The sequence below is a fragment of the Hydrogenophaga sp. genome, from assembly GCF_048549895.1.
In the GTDB taxonomy this organism is placed as follows: domain Bacteria; phylum Pseudomonadota; class Gammaproteobacteria; order Burkholderiales; family Burkholderiaceae_C; genus Hydrogenophaga.
In genome coordinates, this window is sequence record NZ_JBLYYB010000092.1 from 1 (window position 1) to 13,727 (window position 13,727).

Here is a 13,727-nt window from a genome sequence, read left to right on the forward strand (position 1 = left end):
CCTTGAGGGTCTCGATCTCCAGGAGCAGCGCCCGCTCGCGAGCCGACACCAGTGCCTCGGGTGGGTTCGCGTCAAGACGGCTGTCTTTCGGAGGGAAGAGAGCACTCATCCATCCAACTGTACCCCAGGGGGCACGGTGTTGAATGTGATATTTGACCCTTAGAAACGGGGGAGGTCGGGGTGCGCCAGACGCCCGCCGCGCACCAGCATTTTTCCGTACTCAGCACAACGTTGCAGGGTGGGAATCACCTTGCCGGGATTCAGTAGCGATTTGGTATCAAAAGCCCGCTTGACGCTGAACATCTGCTCGTTCTCCTCGGGCGAGAACTGCACGCACATGCTGTTGAGCTTCTCCACGCCCACGCCGTGCTCGCCCGTGACCGTGCCGCCCATGGCCACGCTGGTCTCCAGAATGTCGGCGCCGAAGAGTTCGCAGCGGTGCAGCTGGTCGGCGTCGTTCGCATCAAACAGGATCAGCGGGTGCAGGTTGCCGTCGCCCGCGTGGAACACGTTGGCGCAGCGCAGACCGTACTTTTTCTCCATCTCGGCAATCGCGAGCAGGATGTCGGCCAGGCGCTTGCGCGGGATGGTCGAGTCCATGCACATGTAGTCGGGGCTGATGCGCCCGCTGGCCGGAAACGCGTTCTTGCGCCCGCTCCAGAAGCGCAGGCGCTCGGCCTCGTTCTGGCTCACCGCGATGGCGGTGGCGCCGCAGCGCCGCAGCACTTCGCTCATGCGGCCGATCTCTTCTTCCACCTCTTCGGGCGTGCCGTCGCTTTCGCACAGCAGGATCGCCTCGGCGTTGAGGTCGTAGCCCGCATGCACGAAGTCTTCCACCGCGGCCGTCATGGGCTTGTCCATCATCTCAAGGCCGGCCGGGATGATGCCGGCGGCGATGACGGACGCTACCGCGTCGCCCGCTTTGCGGATGTCGTCGAAGCTGGCCATGATGCAGCGCGCCAGCAGCGGCTTGGGCACCAGCTTCACCGTGACTTCGGTGGTCACGGCCAGCATGCCCTCGCTGCCGATGACGAGCGAGAGCAGGTCGAAACCGGGCACGTCGAGTGCCTCGCCGCCGAAGGTGACGGGCTCGCCTTCCACCGTGAAGCCGCGCACCTGCAGCACGTTGTGCACCGTCAGGCCGTATTTCAGGCAGTGCACACCGCCGGAGTTTTCGGCCACGTTGCCGCCGATGGTGCAGGCGATCTGACTGCTCGGGTCGGGCGCGTAGTACAGGCCGTGCGGTGCAGCGGCCTCCGAGATGGCGAGGTTGCGCACGCCGGCCTGCACCACCGCCGTGCGCGAGCGCGGGTCGATGTTGAGGATGCGGTTGAACTTGGCCAGCGACATCGTGACCCCCAGAGCGTGCGGCATGGCACCACCCGACAGGCCGGTGCCCGCGCCGCGCGCCACCACCGGCACATCGAGCGCATGGCAGGCCTTGAGCACGGCGGCCACCTGGGCCTCGGTCTCGGGCAGCACCACCACCAGCGGGCGCTCGCGGTAGGCGGTGAGGCCATCGCATTCGTAGGGCACGGTGTCTTCGGATTGCCAGAGCAGCGCGTGGGCCGGCACCACGGCCTGCAGGGCGCGCACCACCTCGGCCTGGCGTGCGGCGCGCTGGAGCTGGGTGGCCTGGGCGGGAGAGGTGGGTGCGTTCATGGCGGGCTCGGGAGTGTCTGCAAAGTGGCCAAGTCAGTTTAGGACAACGCCACGCTGGTGGATTGAAGAAACTTGCAGCCCCCTTGAAATTTCCGGCGGCCAACATCAATTGAGGAGGACTGAGACCGCCACCTCGGCGGAACTGTTCAACCCTTTTTCAGGAGCATCTGCCATGAACCGTTTGATTGCCCGCAGCAACCTGTTCGACGACTTCTTCAAGGACGTCGCGCCCGGCTTTTACGTCAAGCCCCTGCACGGCGAAGGGCTGCCCGCGCAGATCAGGATCGACGTCAAGGAAACGCCCGAGGCCTATGCGGTGGAAGCCGAGGTGCCCGGTGTGTCGCGCGAGGACATCCAGGTCACCATCGACGGACCGGTGGTCACTTTGCGCGCCGAAATCCGCCAGCAGGACAGCCAGTCCGAGGGCGAAAAGCTGCTGCGCAGCGAGCGCTACTACGGTGCCGTGTCGCGCAGTTTCCAGCTGCCGCAGGACATCGACAATGCGACCTCGAAGGCGAAATACGAAAACGGTGTGCTTCAACTCACCTTGCCGAAGAAACTGCCGACCGCCGGGCAGCGCCTGACCATTGAGTGACTGTGCCCCCACGCTCCGCCGCTGCGCGGGTCGTTGCCCCAGGACCGGGAAGGGCCCCGGTCTTTGCCGGGTCCGGGGGGCTGATCCGGCTTGGGGCGGCCCGGCGCCGGATCGCTAACTGACGGCCTTCTTGAGCCACTCGGCAAACGCCGCGCACTCCCAGCGGTCCATGGTGCCGGTGCGCCAGCACAGGTAGTGCGCGTGCGGGCTGGGCACGTGGCGGCTGTACAGCGGCACGAGCGTGCCGTGTTCCAGCCACGGTGCGGCGAGCTTGAGCCGCACCAGAGCCACGCCCATGCCGGCGGCAGCGCCGTCGCACATGAGTCCGATGTCGTTGAACTGCGAGCCCTCGTTGGGTTCTGGCCAATCGAGGTCGTGCGCGGCGAACCAGGTGCGCCAAGGCTCCAGCGGGCTGCGCAACAGCGGCACGCCCTCCAAATCTTGTGCTGAGTCGAAAGGACCGTGTTCTCGCACGAAGGCAGGTGAGGCCAGCGGCGTCACTTCGTCCTTCATCAGGCAGACGTGCTCCACATCGGCGTACCTCCCGGTGCCGAAACGCACGGTGAGGTCGGCGTCCTCGGCCACCACGTCCAGCAGCGGAATGCTCACCTGCAGCGTGAGGTCGATTTCGGGGTAGGCGTCGCTGAACTGTTTTAGGCGCGGCAGCAGCACCGAGCGCGCAAACGTAGGCGTGACCGCCACACGCAACTTGCGCCGCCCCGGCGCGGCCGCGTTGCTCGGAAACTTCTGCAGCGTGGCCAGGCCGTCGCGCACATGGGCGAGGTACTCGCTGCCCTCGGTGGTGAGCGAAAAGTCGGCCCTCCCAAACAGCTTGGTGCCCAGGATCTGCTCCAGCTGCTTGATGCGGTGGCTCACCGCACTCGGCGTCACATTCAACTCGTCCGCCGTCTGCGTCACGCTTCGCAGACGCGCCAGCGCCTCGAACGTCAGCAGACACTGGATCGGCGGAATCCGGATGGTCATGTGCGTCGACGCTGCAGGCGGCGAGACGGGCGAGACGCCGCCGGGCCGCTCCCAAGGCGGCTCAGCCCCCCCGGGGGGCAGCGACCCGCGCAGCGGCGGAGCGTGGGGGCCATATTCACTTGAAGACCACGGTCTTGTGTCCGTTGAGCAGCACGCGGTGTTCGCTGTGCCATTTGACGGCACGCGCGAGCACCTGACTCTCGGTGTCGCGGCCGCGCGCGGTGAGGTCTTCCACCGTGTCGGTGTGGTCCACGCGGGCCACGTCCTGTTCGATGATCGGACCTTCGTCAAGGTCGGCGGTGACGTAGTGGGCGGTGGCGCCGATCAGTTTCACGCCGCGGTCGTGCGCCTGGTAGTAGGGCTTGGCGCCCTTGAAGCTGGGCAGGAAGCTGTGGTGGATGTTGATCGCCTTGCCCGCCAGTTCGCGACACAGCTCGTTGCTCAACACCTGCATGTAGCGCGCCAGCACGACGAGCTCGGCGCCTTCGCTGCGGATGATGTCGAGCTGCTTCGCCTCGGCCTGCGCCTTGGTGGCCGCCGTCACCGGGATGTGGTGGAAGGGCACGTTGTAGCTGGCGGCGAGTTGGTAGAACTCGCGGTGGTTGCTGATGATGGCGCGGATGTCCAGCGGCAGCAGGCCGCTCTTCCAGCGGAACATCAGGTCGTTGAGGCAGTGGCCTTCCTTGCTGACAAAGATCACCGTGCGCACCGGCTCGGCCAGCGCATGCAGGCTCCAGCGCATGCCGAAGGGCTCGGCGAACAGCTTCAGACGCAGGCGCAGGTCGTCCTGCGTGAGCTGGGCGCAGGCGAACTGCACACGCATGAAGAACAGACCGGTGTCGTGGTCGTTGTACTGAGCGGCTTCTTCGATGTTGCCACCGTGCTCGAACAAGAAACCGGAGACGGCGTGCACGATGCCGGGGCGGTCCTGGCAGGACAGGGTGAGGACGTGGGTGTGGTTCATGGCCGGGCGATTGTCGCAGCAAGGGCGCCGGTGGGCCTGCGCAGCGCCCTGGCAGTGGAGCCCCCGGCATGTGGGTGCCGGTGCCACAATTCCCGCTTCTCATCTGTGCCGGAGTCACCCATGGCCTACAACGACCTTCGCATGGACAACCAGTGGTTGCCCTTCACCCCCAACCGCAGCTTTGCCAAGGATCCGCGCATCTTCGTGGCGGCCGACGGCATGCACTTCACCACGCACGACGGCCGCCAGGTCATCGACGGCATCTCCAGCCTGTGGTGCGTGGGCGCCGGCCACAACCGCAAGCCCATCAACGAAGCCATCAAGCAGCAGCTGGACACGCTGGACTACAGCACCGCCTTCAGCGTGAGCAACGACAAGGCGTTTCGCGCCGCCGAGATGATCGCCGCCATGGCGCCCGGTGATCTCAACAAGGTGCTGTTCTGCAACTCTGGGTCAGAGGCCGCCGACACCTCGATGAAGGTGGCGCTGGCCTACCACCGCGCGCGCGGCGAAGGCCACCGCAACATGTTCATCGGGCGCGAGCGCGGCTACCACGGCGTGGGCTTTGGTGGCATGTCGGTCGGCGGCATTCCGGCCAACCGCAAGGTCTACGGCACCAGCCTGCTGCCGCGCGTGGACCACCTGCGCTTCATCCACGACCCGGTCAAACATGCCTACGTGCACAACACCGAACCGGTGTGGACCGAAGACCTGCTGCTGGAGCTGGAAAACCGCATCCTGCCGCTGCACGACCCGAGCAACATTGCGGCTGTGATCGTGGAGCCGGTGGCCGGCAGCGCGGGCTGGTACGTACCGCCGCAGGGCTACCTGAAGCGGCTGCGCGAGATCTGCGACAAGCACGGCATCCTGCTGATCTTCGACGAGGTCATCACCGGCTTCGGCCGTCTGGGCACGGCCTTCGCGTCGGACTACTACGGCGTGCAGCCCGACATGCTGAACTTCGCCAAGGCTGTCACCAACGGCGTGTTTCCGCTCGGTGGCGTGGTCTGCACGGACCGCATTTATGAAGCCATGATGGGCGCGCACGGCAACGCGCCCGAGCACGCCATCGAGTTCTTCCACGGCTACACCTACTCGGGCCACCCGGTGGCGTGTGCGGCGGCCATCGCAACGCTCGATCTGTTCCGGGAAGAAGACCTGTTCAAGCGCGCTGGCGACATGGGCCCGGTGCTGGGCGACGCGATGCACAGCGCCTTGAAAGGCCTGCCCAACGTGATCGGCATCCGCAGCCTCGGGTTGGCGGCTGCGGTGGAGCTGGCACCCATCGCCGGCCTGCCGGGCAAGCGCGCGTTCGACGTGTTCATGGACTGCTACCACCACGGCGTGCTGGTGCGCAACGCGGGCGAGAACCTGGTGTTCGCGCCGCCTTTTATCGTCGAAAAAGCCCAGATCGAGACCCTGGTCGGCACGCTCGCCGACGCGATCAAACGCGCCGCCTGAGTGCCGAGTTCAGCGCTTGAACTGCTGGCGCAGTTCGGCGCAGTGGTCGCGCGGGGGCTGCGCGGGCGTGGGCCACACCGCATCGGCCAGCGGGGCTGTCTTGGCGGCACCGGCCTGCGCCATCACCACCCGGTGTGCCAGCGTTTGGGGCAGGTGCAGCGGCACCCCCAGGTCGCGCCGCACATGGCCGTTGCCGGCCACCAGCACCACCGTCTTGCCGGCACCCGCCTTCTCCACAGCGGCGGCAACGGTTCGTGCCATGGTGTCGTCGCGCGCGAGCTGGATGCGGGTCATCGGGCCGATCTGGCTCTCGGGCAGCAGGTCGCAGTGGCCTTCGCGGATGCCCTGGCGCTGTTCCTGCAGGGCCGCGCTGCCGACGCGGCTCTCCAGCGCGGCGTTGCCCATGGCGGCCGTCATCTGGCTGCGCGGCAGGTCGCCCCCCAGCACGGGCACGCCTGCGCGCACCGCAGCCATCACCACGGCGCTGTACACCGGCCAGGGCCAGCCACCTTTGTCGGTCCAGTTCAAGGCCTCGCGCACGCGGGTTTCGCTGGCATCCGCCGGCAGGCCGGTGGTCTGGCGGCCTTGTTCGGCCATTTCCATCACCAGCGCCCCCAGTTGTCCGCGCGCCGCCAGGGCCTGCACCACGTCGCGCTGCAGCGCCTGGTGCTCGGGTGCGTCGTGCTGTTCGCCGAGCATGAGCACCGGGGTGGGCATCACCCCGTCCAGCAAGGCAGGCACCGAAGTGGGCGATGGATGGGCGCAGGCGGCCAGCAGCGCCACGCTCAATGCCAGGGAGATAGCAGATCGACAGTTCATGGGCCGATACTAAGCGGCCTGCCGCGCGTGGCAGGTGCATCACACCCGTACCCGAGTGCCTTCCTTGCCCGCCTTTGGCTCTTTTGGCCCAGTTTCGTGGCCGCGTGTTCTCCTCACCCTGTTGCTCGCCCTGGCCGCCGCGCTCCTGTGCGTGTGGCTGCGCACGCCCATCCCCTGGATGATCGGCCCGCTGCTGGCGACCTCGCTGGTCTCGGTGCTGGGTGCGCCCACCGAGAGCTGGGCGCCGCTGCGCAACAGCGGGCAATGGGTGATCGGCACCGCGCTGGGGCTGTATTTCACACCCGCCGTGGGCGCGCTGGTGGCCAGCCTGTGGTGGGCGATTGCGCTGGGCATTGGCTGGGCGCTGCTGCTGGGTCTGGGCTTTGGCGCCTGGCTGCGCCGCTCGCACGCCGGGTACCTGGCCCACTTGTCGCCCGCCCAGTTGCTCAGCACCACCTACTTTGCCGGGGCGATCGGTGGCGCGTCCGAGATGACGCTGATCGCCGAACGCCAGGGCGCCCGCACCGACCTGGTGGCCGCGGCGCACAGCCTGCGGGTGTTGCTGGTCACGCTCACCATCCCGTTTGCGCTGCAGTTCTGGGGCGTGAGCGGCCTGGACACGCTCACGCTCGGTTTGCGCGAGGTGCGGCCCGCAGGACTGCTCGCATTGGCCGGGCTCACGCTGGCGGGGGCACTGGCGATGCAGTGGCTGGGCCGCGCCAACCCGTGGTTCATGGGCGCGCTGGTGGTCACCATGGTGGTCACGCTGTCGGGCGTCACCCTGTCCGCCATTCCGCAGCCGCTGTCCAACGCAGCGCAGCTCGTCATCGGCGTGAGCCTCGGCGTGCGCTTCACGCCCGCGTTTGTGCACACGGCGCCGCGCTGGCTGGCCTCGGTGGCGTTTGCCAGCTTTTTCATGATGGGCATCTGTGCGCTGTTCGGCTGGGGCCTGTCCCAGGCCACCGGCCTGCACCCTGCCACGCTGTTGCTGGGCACCGCGCCCGGCGGCATTGCCGAAATGGCCATCACCGCCAAGGTGCTGCAACTCGGCGTGCCCGTGGTCACCGCTTTCCAGGTCTGCCGGCTGGTGGCGGTGCTGGTGCTGGCCGAGCCGGTGTACCGCTGGCGATACCGATGCCGCCAAACGTGAAAAAGCCCGGTCAAACCGGGCATTGGAGCGAGGGGGTGTTTACCAGAACACTGCGGAACTGGCTTTGCCAGGCCGCAGGTGTTGCCCCTGAGGGGTGACGCGCCGCAGGCGCGGCGCGGGGGGAGCTCTAGTGCATCACGACGGGCATCTGGGCCAGCTCGGCGTAGCCTTCCAGCGTGTCTTCCACCTCTTCCTGCGAAGGGGTGCTTTGCTGCCATGCGGTAATCTGGATCTGGAACATTTCGGCCCAGGAGCCGTCGAGGTACACCTCTTTGCCCGAGCGCTTGTCCACGATCTCGAAGCCGTGGCGCGGGATTTGAGGGCCTTGTGCGGAAGTGTCTTCACCCTCTGCGGGTGCGTTGGCCAGGATGTGGACCACAGCGAAGGCATCCGAGTCGTAGAGCATGTTCATGACTGAAATTCCTTGTGTTGCGAAAGCCGGCTTCCGATCTCTCTTATATCGGCAAACCTGGGCAGGCTTGAAGCTCGGAGTGCTCTTTACATGGCAACGTTCAGTCTCATTTCAAGATGCGTGTGTTTTTGGGCACAAAAGGGGCTCGGCAGCCTAGGGCATTCGGCTGAGCTGCTGATCGGCGACATCGCCGTTGGCCTGGGTCACGCGCAGGCGCACCGGCAGGTGTTGCAGCCCGGGCGCCAGCCACATCTCCACCGTGCTGTCGAACTCTTTGCGCGGCAGGCGTTTGAGCTGGCGCGCACGCACCTCGCCCGCTGGCAACGCCAGCGTGACTTCGTCGCCCACCTCGAAGCGCCAGATGTCGGCGTCTCCTGTGCCAACCACCGGCATCTCGATGGTCTGCCCACTGGCGTAGGCCTGTGGTCTTGCCTGCAGCAGGCCGGCGATCTGCATGAACAGGCTCAGGCGGTCCTGCGCGCCGGGCAGCAGGGTGGCGTCGGGGGCGTTGTTGCTGAAACGGACGCGGCCAAGTGCGGCGTCGAAATGGGCGGCCTTTTCGCTGCGGCTTTTGTCGGCGAAGCGCTCGGGGCTCAGGCCGGCGGGGCCGACCCTGCCGGTGCTGGTCTGCACCCGGCTGCCGAGCAGGAACACCTTCATCTCCATGCGGGCGCTGTAGCGGCCGTCGGCCAGCGTCCAGTCCAGCCGGCCATCGGCGTTGTAGACAATGCCTTTCACACGGCCGGTCACGGCGTAGTCGAGCCGGGTGCTGGCGGGCAGTTGGGCGGGGGGCTGCGTGCGTGCGGCGGTGGCGGGTGTGCGTTTCCTGACCGCAGCAGCCGCCAGCAACTCGTTGTCGGGTGCTGCGGTGATGGTGGCCTCTTCGTCGTCCGACTTCACCGCTTGTGGCGCGGGCTCGGGGGTTTCAGCCTCGGCCAGGGGTGCGGTGGGTGGCTCGGTGGGTGAGCTCTCGGCAACCGCCGGCGGGTCCATCGCAGCCGGTGCTGCGGGCTCGGCGCGCGGTTGGGTTGGCTCCACGGCTTGCACAGGCGGCGGGGCTGGTGACCGGAGTTGGGGCGTGGTGCGCACCGGGCTGACCTGCACGGGTGCGCGGGCAGGGGGTGCGGCTGGCACGATCCAGCGAACAGTGCTCACACGCGTCGGCGCCGAAGGTGGCGTGTGGCGCGCGACATTCGGGGTTGCGTTGCCCCCCTGTGGCTCGGATTCTGGCGAGAACAAGGGCGCTGCCGGTTGCGCAGGGTGAGGCAACCCGGGCAGTTCGCCCACCAGCAGTGCGAGGTGCACGCCCAGCACGCCGGCCGTCAGCGTCAGCAGCGTGGGCCAGCGCGGTGCAGCGGCGGGCGGGCGCAGGGCGTTCATGGGCCGGGCGTTGGCGGCCGGTGGCCGAGATCGGTGCTGAGCTGGCGTGCGCTCTGGAGCACAGCGCGGGCGGGCGCGCCCGACCAATCGGTGTCCAGCGTGGCCACCGAGCCCAGCACCACCAGACCCAGCGCCAGACGGCCCTGGGCATCGAACACCGGCGCGCAGAAGCCGCCCACACCGGGCAGCAGGCTGTGCACCACACGGGCCAGGCCCTGGCGGCGCGTGTCCTCCAGCAAGGCTTGCACCTCTTGCAGGTTGTGCGGTACATCCACCAGCGGCAGTCCGCTGCGTGGCAGCTTTTTCAAGCGGGCCAGCTCGTCACGCACCATGGGGCCGATGCGCTGGGCGTCGCGCCCCTCGCTGCCCATGAAAGCGGCGAAACAGCGGCCGGTGGCCGAGGTGAGCAGCGGCATCACGTCGCCCAGGCGCAGCGTGACCGGCACGGTTTGCGGCGCTTCGATCCAGTGCACCATGGTTGGACCCTGGTTGCCCCACACGGCGATCGCCAGCGTGTGACCGGTTTCGTTGATCAAAGCCGCCACGCGCTCGCGCGCCAGCTTCACCGCGTCGATGCGCGAGAGACTGGCCAGGCCCAGGCGCAGCGCGGCCGGACCGAGGTCGTAGCGGGTGCTCACCGGGTCCTGCACCACCAGGCCCATGCGCTGGAAACTCACCAGGTAGCGGTGCGCCTTGGCGGCACTCATGCCGGCGGCGGCGGCCAAGTCGCGCAGCATCAGCGCGCCCGGGGCTTCCGACAGGGCGTTGAGCAACTCGAAACCGACCTCCACCGACTGGATACCCGCGCGCTGCGGCTCGTCTTCGTCCAGAGCGGTGGCGATGGGGGTGTTGATGGTGTCGTGTTGGAGTGAGGGCATGGTCGGCGTGAAGCAAGTAGGACGGTCGGCGGGCAGACAGGTTCAGCACAATGTGTGTCCATTTGCCCGCGTTGACGGGCCATCGCCTAGAATCTTCATTTTTACGAATAGGTTAATCGATTTCACTAATCGTAACCACCGGCACCGCCATCAGCGCAACCATCAGGAGACTCACATGAAACTCGCCACCTACAAAGACGGCTCACGCGACGGACAGCTCGTCGTGGTCTCACGCGACCTGAGCACGGCGCATTATGCGACCGGCATTGCGCACAAATTGCAGCAGGCTCTGGACGATTGGAACTTCATCAGTCCCCAACTGCACGACCTCTACGTGACCCTCAACCAGGGCAAGGCGCGCCACGCGTTCCCGTTCGATCCTGCCATGTGCATGGCCCCGCTGCCGCGCGCTTACCAGTGGGCCGACGGCTCGGCTTACATCAACCATGTGGAGCTGGTGCGCGCAGCGCGCAACAGCGAGGTGCCGCAGTCGTTCTACGTCGATCCGCTGATGTACCAGGGTGGCAGCGACGACTTCATCGGGCCCACCGACGATGTGGTCGTGCCCAGCGAAGACTTCGGCATCGACTTCGAGGCCGAGATCGCAGTGGTGACCGGTGACGTGCCCATGAGCGCCACGCCCGAGCAGGCACTGGACGGCATCCGCCTCTTGATGCTGGCCAACGACGTGTCGCTGCGCAACCTGATCCCGGCCGAACTGGCCAAGGGCTTCGGCTTTTTCCAGAGCAAGCCGGCCACCGCGTTCAGCCCCGTGGCGATCACACCCGACGAACTGGGCGACGCCTGGCAAGGCGGCCGTGTGCACCTCACGTTGCAGAGCACCTGGAACGGCCGCAAGGTCGGCATGTGTGAAGCCGGCCCGGAGATGACGTTTCACTTTGGCCAGCTGATCGCCCACATCTGCAAGACGCGCAACGTGCGCGCCGGCTCCATCGTGGGCAGCGGCACGGTGAGCAACAAGAGCGTGGAGGTCAACGGCCGCAAGGAATGGCCCAAGGGCTACAGCTGCATCGCAGAGAAGCGCGCGATCGAAACCATCCTGGACGGCCAGCCTTCGACCGCCTTCATGAAGTTCGGCGACACGATCCGCATCGAGATGAAGGGCAAGGATGGTCAGTCGATCTTCGGTGCGATTGATCAGACGATCGCGCCGCTGGCCTGATCGCTTTCAGCTGGCGTACACCTGCGCCAGCGAAGCAAACCCCTTCACCTCGATCGGGTTGCCGAAGGGGTCGCAGAAGAACATCGTCCACTGCTCGCCCGGTTGCCCTTCAAAGCGCACCTGCGGTGGCAGCACGAACGCGACGCCCGCCGCCTGCAAGCGCTCGGCCAGCGCTTTCCATTCGGGCAACATCAAGACCAGACCGAAGTGCGGCATCGGCACCAGATGCTCGCCCACGTGCCCGGTGCGCGTGGTCTTGAACGGTTCGCCCAGGTGCAGCGAGATCTGGTGGCTGAAGAAGTCGAAGTCGACCCAGGTGTCGGTGCTGCGCCCCTCGGCGCAACCGAGCACACCGCCGTAGAAGCGGCGCGCCTCCATCAGGTCGGTGACGTTGAAGGCGAAGTGGAACAGGCTGCGGGTGGACAGGGTGTTGGCTGGGTCGTTCATGCCGCCAGCATACCCAGCCGCAGCAGGCGTCAGTGCTCGGTCTTGGTCTGGCAGTCGACGCAGCGCGTGGCGGTGGGGTTGGCGTGCAGCCGCGCTGCGGGTATGGACACGCCGCAATCGACACACAGACCAAAGCTGCCGTCGGCGATGCGCTTGAGCGCGGCGTCGATCTCGATCAGCTCGGCCGACTCGCGCTCCTCCAGGGCAAAAGACAGTTCGCGCTCGGTGTTGGCCTGAGACTGGTCGTCGCTGGCGTTGCCCAAGGCTTCGGCGGCCGACTCGGCCCGGCTCATGGCGCCGCCGTGCTGGGCGCGCAACTGGGCCAGCACGTCGGTGCGCATCTCCCGAAGCTGGGCGGCGAAGGTGTCGGAAATGGGGGCTGTCATGCGGTTCTCCTGAAAACATGCAGGCCGTGTGGCGACCCTGTGCATGGAGCCATGGTGCGCCTTTGAGCACCAACCTGCCTTGATGCACGTCAATCACAATGGACTGGATGCCGGGGTGCGCGACACGGCCCTGATTCATAAACCGATTCCCCGAGGAGACCCTGATGACCACCGTGGATTACAGCCGCTACCAGACCCTGGACATCACCCGCCGCGGCCCCGCCGTGGGCGGCGTGCCCTCGGTGCTCGACATCCGCATGCGCGCCGACGGACCCGGCGGCAATGGCAAGCTGCCCACCGCCGGCCACGAAGGCCACTGGGAGCTGAGCGAGATCTGGCGCGACGTGGGGCGCGACGACAGCGTGCGCTGCGCGGTGCTGCGCGGCAGTGGCCTCGGCTTTTCGGGCGGGGGCGATCTCGCGCTGGTGCAGGACATGGCAACCGATTTCGAGGTGCGCACCCGCGTGTGGAAGGAAGCGCGCGACCTGGTCTACAACGTGATCAATTGCGACAAGCCCATCGTGAGCGCCATGCACGGCCCGGCCGTGGGCGCGGGTCTGGTGGCGGGCTTGCTGGCCGACATTTCGATCGCGGCCAGGAGCGCCAAGATCGTCGACGGCCACACGCGCCTGGGCGTGGCCGCAGGCGACCACGCAGCCATCGTCTGGCCCCTCTTGTGCGGCTTGGCCAAGGCCAAGTACTACCTGATGCTGTGCGACCCCATCAGCGGCGAAGAAGCCGAGCGCATCGGGCTGGTGTCGCTCGCGGTGGACGAGGACCAGCTGCTGGACAAAGCCTATGAAGTGGCCGACCGGCTGGCCAGCGGCAGCCAGACCGCGATCCGCTGGACCAAGTACTCGCTCAACAACTGGCTGCGCCAGGCCGGCCCCGCGTTCGACACCTCGCTGGCGCTGGAATTCATGGGTTTCGCCGGTCCCGACGTGCGTGAAGGTGTGGCATCCTTGCGTGAACGCCGAGCCCCCCGCTATGGCGTGGACGGCTGAGACCCGGCAGCACGGCAGTCGCCCCTGACCCCCCACAGGAGACACCCATGGTTGATGCACCCAGCAGCGGATTCGGCAAGTTCGTGCCCGGCTTCGAGTTCCTGCAAAACCTCGCGGGTCAGGCCGCCGGTGGCGTGGCGCAGGGCATCGGACAGAACATCCCGCAGTTGCCCAACCTGGGCAGTTGGGTGGCGCCCACTTTCAACGTGGAAGACCTGGAAAAACGCATCGAGGAACTCAAGGCGGTGCACTTCTGGCTGGACCAGAACTCCAAGGCCCTGGGTGCGACCATCCAGGCACTCGAAGTGCAGAAGATGACGCTCTCCACCCTCAAGAGCATGAACTTCAGCATGGGCGATGTGGCCAATGCGCTCAAGATCAAGGCGGCGGACACGCTGGCCA

General features: G+C 66.9%; 15 protein-coding genes. 6 read left to right on the forward strand and 9 right to left on the reverse strand.

The annotated features are described in order from the left end of the window. Positions 1 to 159: 159 nt before the first annotated feature. The gene (locus ACN4F8_RS09945; protein ID WP_419473438.1) at positions 160 to 1,662 is read right to left on the reverse strand and encodes an FAD-linked oxidase C-terminal domain-containing protein; all 1,503 of its coding nucleotides are present in this window, start codon (positions 1,660 to 1,662) and stop codon (positions 160 to 162) included. A 172-nt stretch (positions 1,663 to 1,834) separates the two neighbouring features. Between ACN4F8_RS09945 and ACN4F8_RS09950 the strand changes: the two genes are divergently transcribed. Continuing rightward, complete coding sequence (locus ACN4F8_RS09950) at positions 1,835 to 2,257, forward strand: Hsp20/alpha crystallin family protein (RefSeq protein WP_419473439.1); 423 nt, start codon at positions 1,835 to 1,837, stop codon at positions 2,255 to 2,257. A gap of 114 nt (positions 2,258 to 2,371) precedes the next feature. Here ACN4F8_RS09950 and ACN4F8_RS09955 read toward each other — a convergent pair whose 3' ends face one another. Together ACN4F8_RS09955 and purU are read right to left on the reverse strand one after the other, a co-directional pair. Beyond that, positions 2,372 to 3,241 carry a LysR substrate-binding domain-containing protein gene (locus ACN4F8_RS09955; protein WP_419473440.1) on the reverse strand — a complete coding sequence of 290 codons (870 nt, stop codon included), beginning with the start codon at positions 3,239 to 3,241 and terminating at the stop codon, positions 2,372 to 2,374. A 115-nt stretch (positions 3,242 to 3,356) separates the two neighbouring features. Then, the gene (gene purU, locus ACN4F8_RS09960; protein ID WP_419473441.1) at positions 3,357 to 4,205 is read right to left on the reverse strand and encodes a formyltetrahydrofolate deformylase; all 849 of its coding nucleotides are present in this window, start codon (positions 4,203 to 4,205) and stop codon (positions 3,357 to 3,359) included. A gap of 120 nt (positions 4,206 to 4,325) precedes the next feature. Here purU and ACN4F8_RS09965 point away from each other — a divergent pair, with 120 nt between their 5' ends. Further along, the gene (locus ACN4F8_RS09965; protein ID WP_419473442.1) at positions 4,326 to 5,666 is read left to right on the forward strand and encodes an aspartate aminotransferase family protein; all 1,341 of its coding nucleotides are present in this window, start codon (positions 4,326 to 4,328) and stop codon (positions 5,664 to 5,666) included. Between the two features lie 9 nt (positions 5,667 to 5,675). Here the strand turns inward: ACN4F8_RS09965 and ACN4F8_RS09970 are convergent, their stop codons facing one another. After that, a complete protein-coding gene (locus ACN4F8_RS09970; protein ID WP_419473443.1) occupies positions 5,676 to 6,485 on the reverse strand; it encodes a ChaN family lipoprotein in 810 nt (269 codons plus the stop codon). Positions 6,486 to 6,606: 121 nt separating this feature from the next. Here ACN4F8_RS09970 and ACN4F8_RS09975 point away from each other — a divergent pair, with 121 nt between their 5' ends. Then, a complete protein-coding gene (locus ACN4F8_RS09975; RefSeq protein ID WP_419473444.1) occupies positions 6,607 to 7,635 on the forward strand; it encodes an AbrB family transcriptional regulator in 1,029 nt (342 codons plus the stop codon). Between the two features lie 127 nt (positions 7,636 to 7,762). Here the strand turns inward: ACN4F8_RS09975 and ACN4F8_RS09980 are convergent, their stop codons facing one another. The 3 genes from ACN4F8_RS09980 to ACN4F8_RS09990 form a co-directional block, all read right to left on the reverse strand. Continuing rightward, positions 7,763 to 8,047, reverse strand: a complete 285-nt coding sequence (locus tag ACN4F8_RS09980) for a DUF3567 domain-containing protein (RefSeq protein WP_069045105.1) — start codon at positions 8,045 to 8,047, stop codon at positions 7,763 to 7,765. A 153-nt stretch (positions 8,048 to 8,200) separates the two neighbouring features. After that, the gene (locus ACN4F8_RS09985; RefSeq protein WP_419473445.1) at positions 8,201 to 9,427 is read right to left on the reverse strand and encodes a DUF3108 domain-containing protein; all 1,227 of its coding nucleotides are present in this window, start codon (positions 9,425 to 9,427) and stop codon (positions 8,201 to 8,203) included. Then, complete coding sequence (locus ACN4F8_RS09990) at positions 9,424 to 10,305, reverse strand: IclR family transcriptional regulator (protein WP_419473446.1); 882 nt, start codon at positions 10,303 to 10,305, stop codon at positions 9,424 to 9,426. The genes ACN4F8_RS09985 and ACN4F8_RS09990 overlap by 4 nt, the downstream gene beginning before the upstream one ends. 175 nt (positions 10,306 to 10,480) lie before the next feature. Here ACN4F8_RS09990 and ACN4F8_RS09995 point away from each other — a divergent pair, with 175 nt between their 5' ends. Beyond that, positions 10,481 to 11,488: a fumarylacetoacetate hydrolase family protein gene (locus ACN4F8_RS09995; protein ID WP_419473447.1), complete on the forward strand. Its 1,008-nt coding sequence runs from the start codon at positions 10,481 to 10,483 to the stop codon at positions 11,486 to 11,488. A 6-nt stretch (positions 11,489 to 11,494) separates the two neighbouring features. On the opposite strand, the gene ACN4F8_RS10000 is transcribed toward ACN4F8_RS09995, so the two are convergent. Beyond that, entirely contained in the window at positions 11,495 to 11,935 is a 441-nt protein-coding gene (locus tag ACN4F8_RS10000) for a VOC family protein (protein ID WP_419473448.1), read from the reverse strand. Between the two features lie 29 nt (positions 11,936 to 11,964). Continuing rightward, positions 11,965 to 12,321, reverse strand: coding sequence for a TraR/DksA family transcriptional regulator (locus tag ACN4F8_RS10005; RefSeq protein WP_419473449.1), 357 nt, complete (start codon positions 12,319 to 12,321; stop codon positions 11,965 to 11,967). Between the two features lie 164 nt (positions 12,322 to 12,485). On the opposite strand from ACN4F8_RS10005, the gene ACN4F8_RS10010 reads away from it, so the two are divergent. Together ACN4F8_RS10010 and ACN4F8_RS10015 are read left to right on the forward strand one after the other, a co-directional pair. Then, complete coding sequence (locus ACN4F8_RS10010) at positions 12,486 to 13,325, forward strand: enoyl-CoA hydratase/isomerase family protein (protein ID WP_419473450.1); 840 nt, start codon at positions 12,486 to 12,488, stop codon at positions 13,323 to 13,325. A 47-nt stretch (positions 13,326 to 13,372) separates the two neighbouring features. Further along, positions 13,373 to 13,727 (forward strand): PhaM family polyhydroxyalkanoate granule multifunctional regulatory protein (locus ACN4F8_RS10015; RefSeq protein WP_419473451.1); only part of this gene is annotated, 355 nt, incomplete at its 3' end.

Bases quoted from the DNA above. Each gene is read 5' to 3' on its own strand.
- ACN4F8_RS09945 (WP_419473438.1), bottom strand. From the start codon at position 1,662: ATGAACGCACCCACCTCTCCCGCCCAGGCCACCCAGCTCCAGCGCGCC.
- ACN4F8_RS09950 (WP_419473439.1), top strand. From the start codon at position 1,835: ATGAACCGTTTGATTGCCCGCAGCAACCTGTTCGACGACTTCTTCAAG.
- ACN4F8_RS09955 (WP_419473440.1), bottom strand. From the start codon at position 3,241: ATGACCATCCGGATTCCGCCGATCCAGTGTCTGCTGACGTTCGAGGCG.
- purU (WP_419473441.1), bottom strand. From the start codon at position 4,205: ATGAACCACACCCACGTCCTCACCCTGTCCTGCCAGGACCGCCCCGGC.
- ACN4F8_RS09965 (WP_419473442.1), top strand. From the start codon at position 4,326: ATGGCCTACAACGACCTTCGCATGGACAACCAGTGGTTGCCCTTCACC.
- ACN4F8_RS09970 (WP_419473443.1), bottom strand. From the start codon at position 6,485: ATGAACTGTCGATCTGCTATCTCCCTGGCATTGAGCGTGGCGCTGCTG.
- ACN4F8_RS09980 (WP_069045105.1), bottom strand. From the start codon at position 8,047: ATGAACATGCTCTACGACTCGGATGCCTTCGCTGTGGTCCACATCCTG.
- ACN4F8_RS09985 (WP_419473445.1), bottom strand. From the start codon at position 9,427: ATGAACGCCCTGCGCCCGCCCGCCGCTGCACCGCGCTGGCCCACGCTG.
- ACN4F8_RS09990 (WP_419473446.1), bottom strand. From the start codon at position 10,305: ATGCCCTCACTCCAACACGACACCATCAACACCCCCATCGCCACCGCT.
- ACN4F8_RS09995 (WP_419473447.1), top strand. From the start codon at position 10,481: ATGAAACTCGCCACCTACAAAGACGGCTCACGCGACGGACAGCTCGTC.
- ACN4F8_RS10000 (WP_419473448.1), bottom strand. From the start codon at position 11,935: ATGAACGACCCAGCCAACACCCTGTCCACCCGCAGCCTGTTCCACTTC.
- ACN4F8_RS10005 (WP_419473449.1), bottom strand. From the start codon at position 12,321: ATGACAGCCCCCATTTCCGACACCTTCGCCGCCCAGCTTCGGGAGATG.
- ACN4F8_RS10010 (WP_419473450.1), top strand. From the start codon at position 12,486: ATGACCACCGTGGATTACAGCCGCTACCAGACCCTGGACATCACCCGC.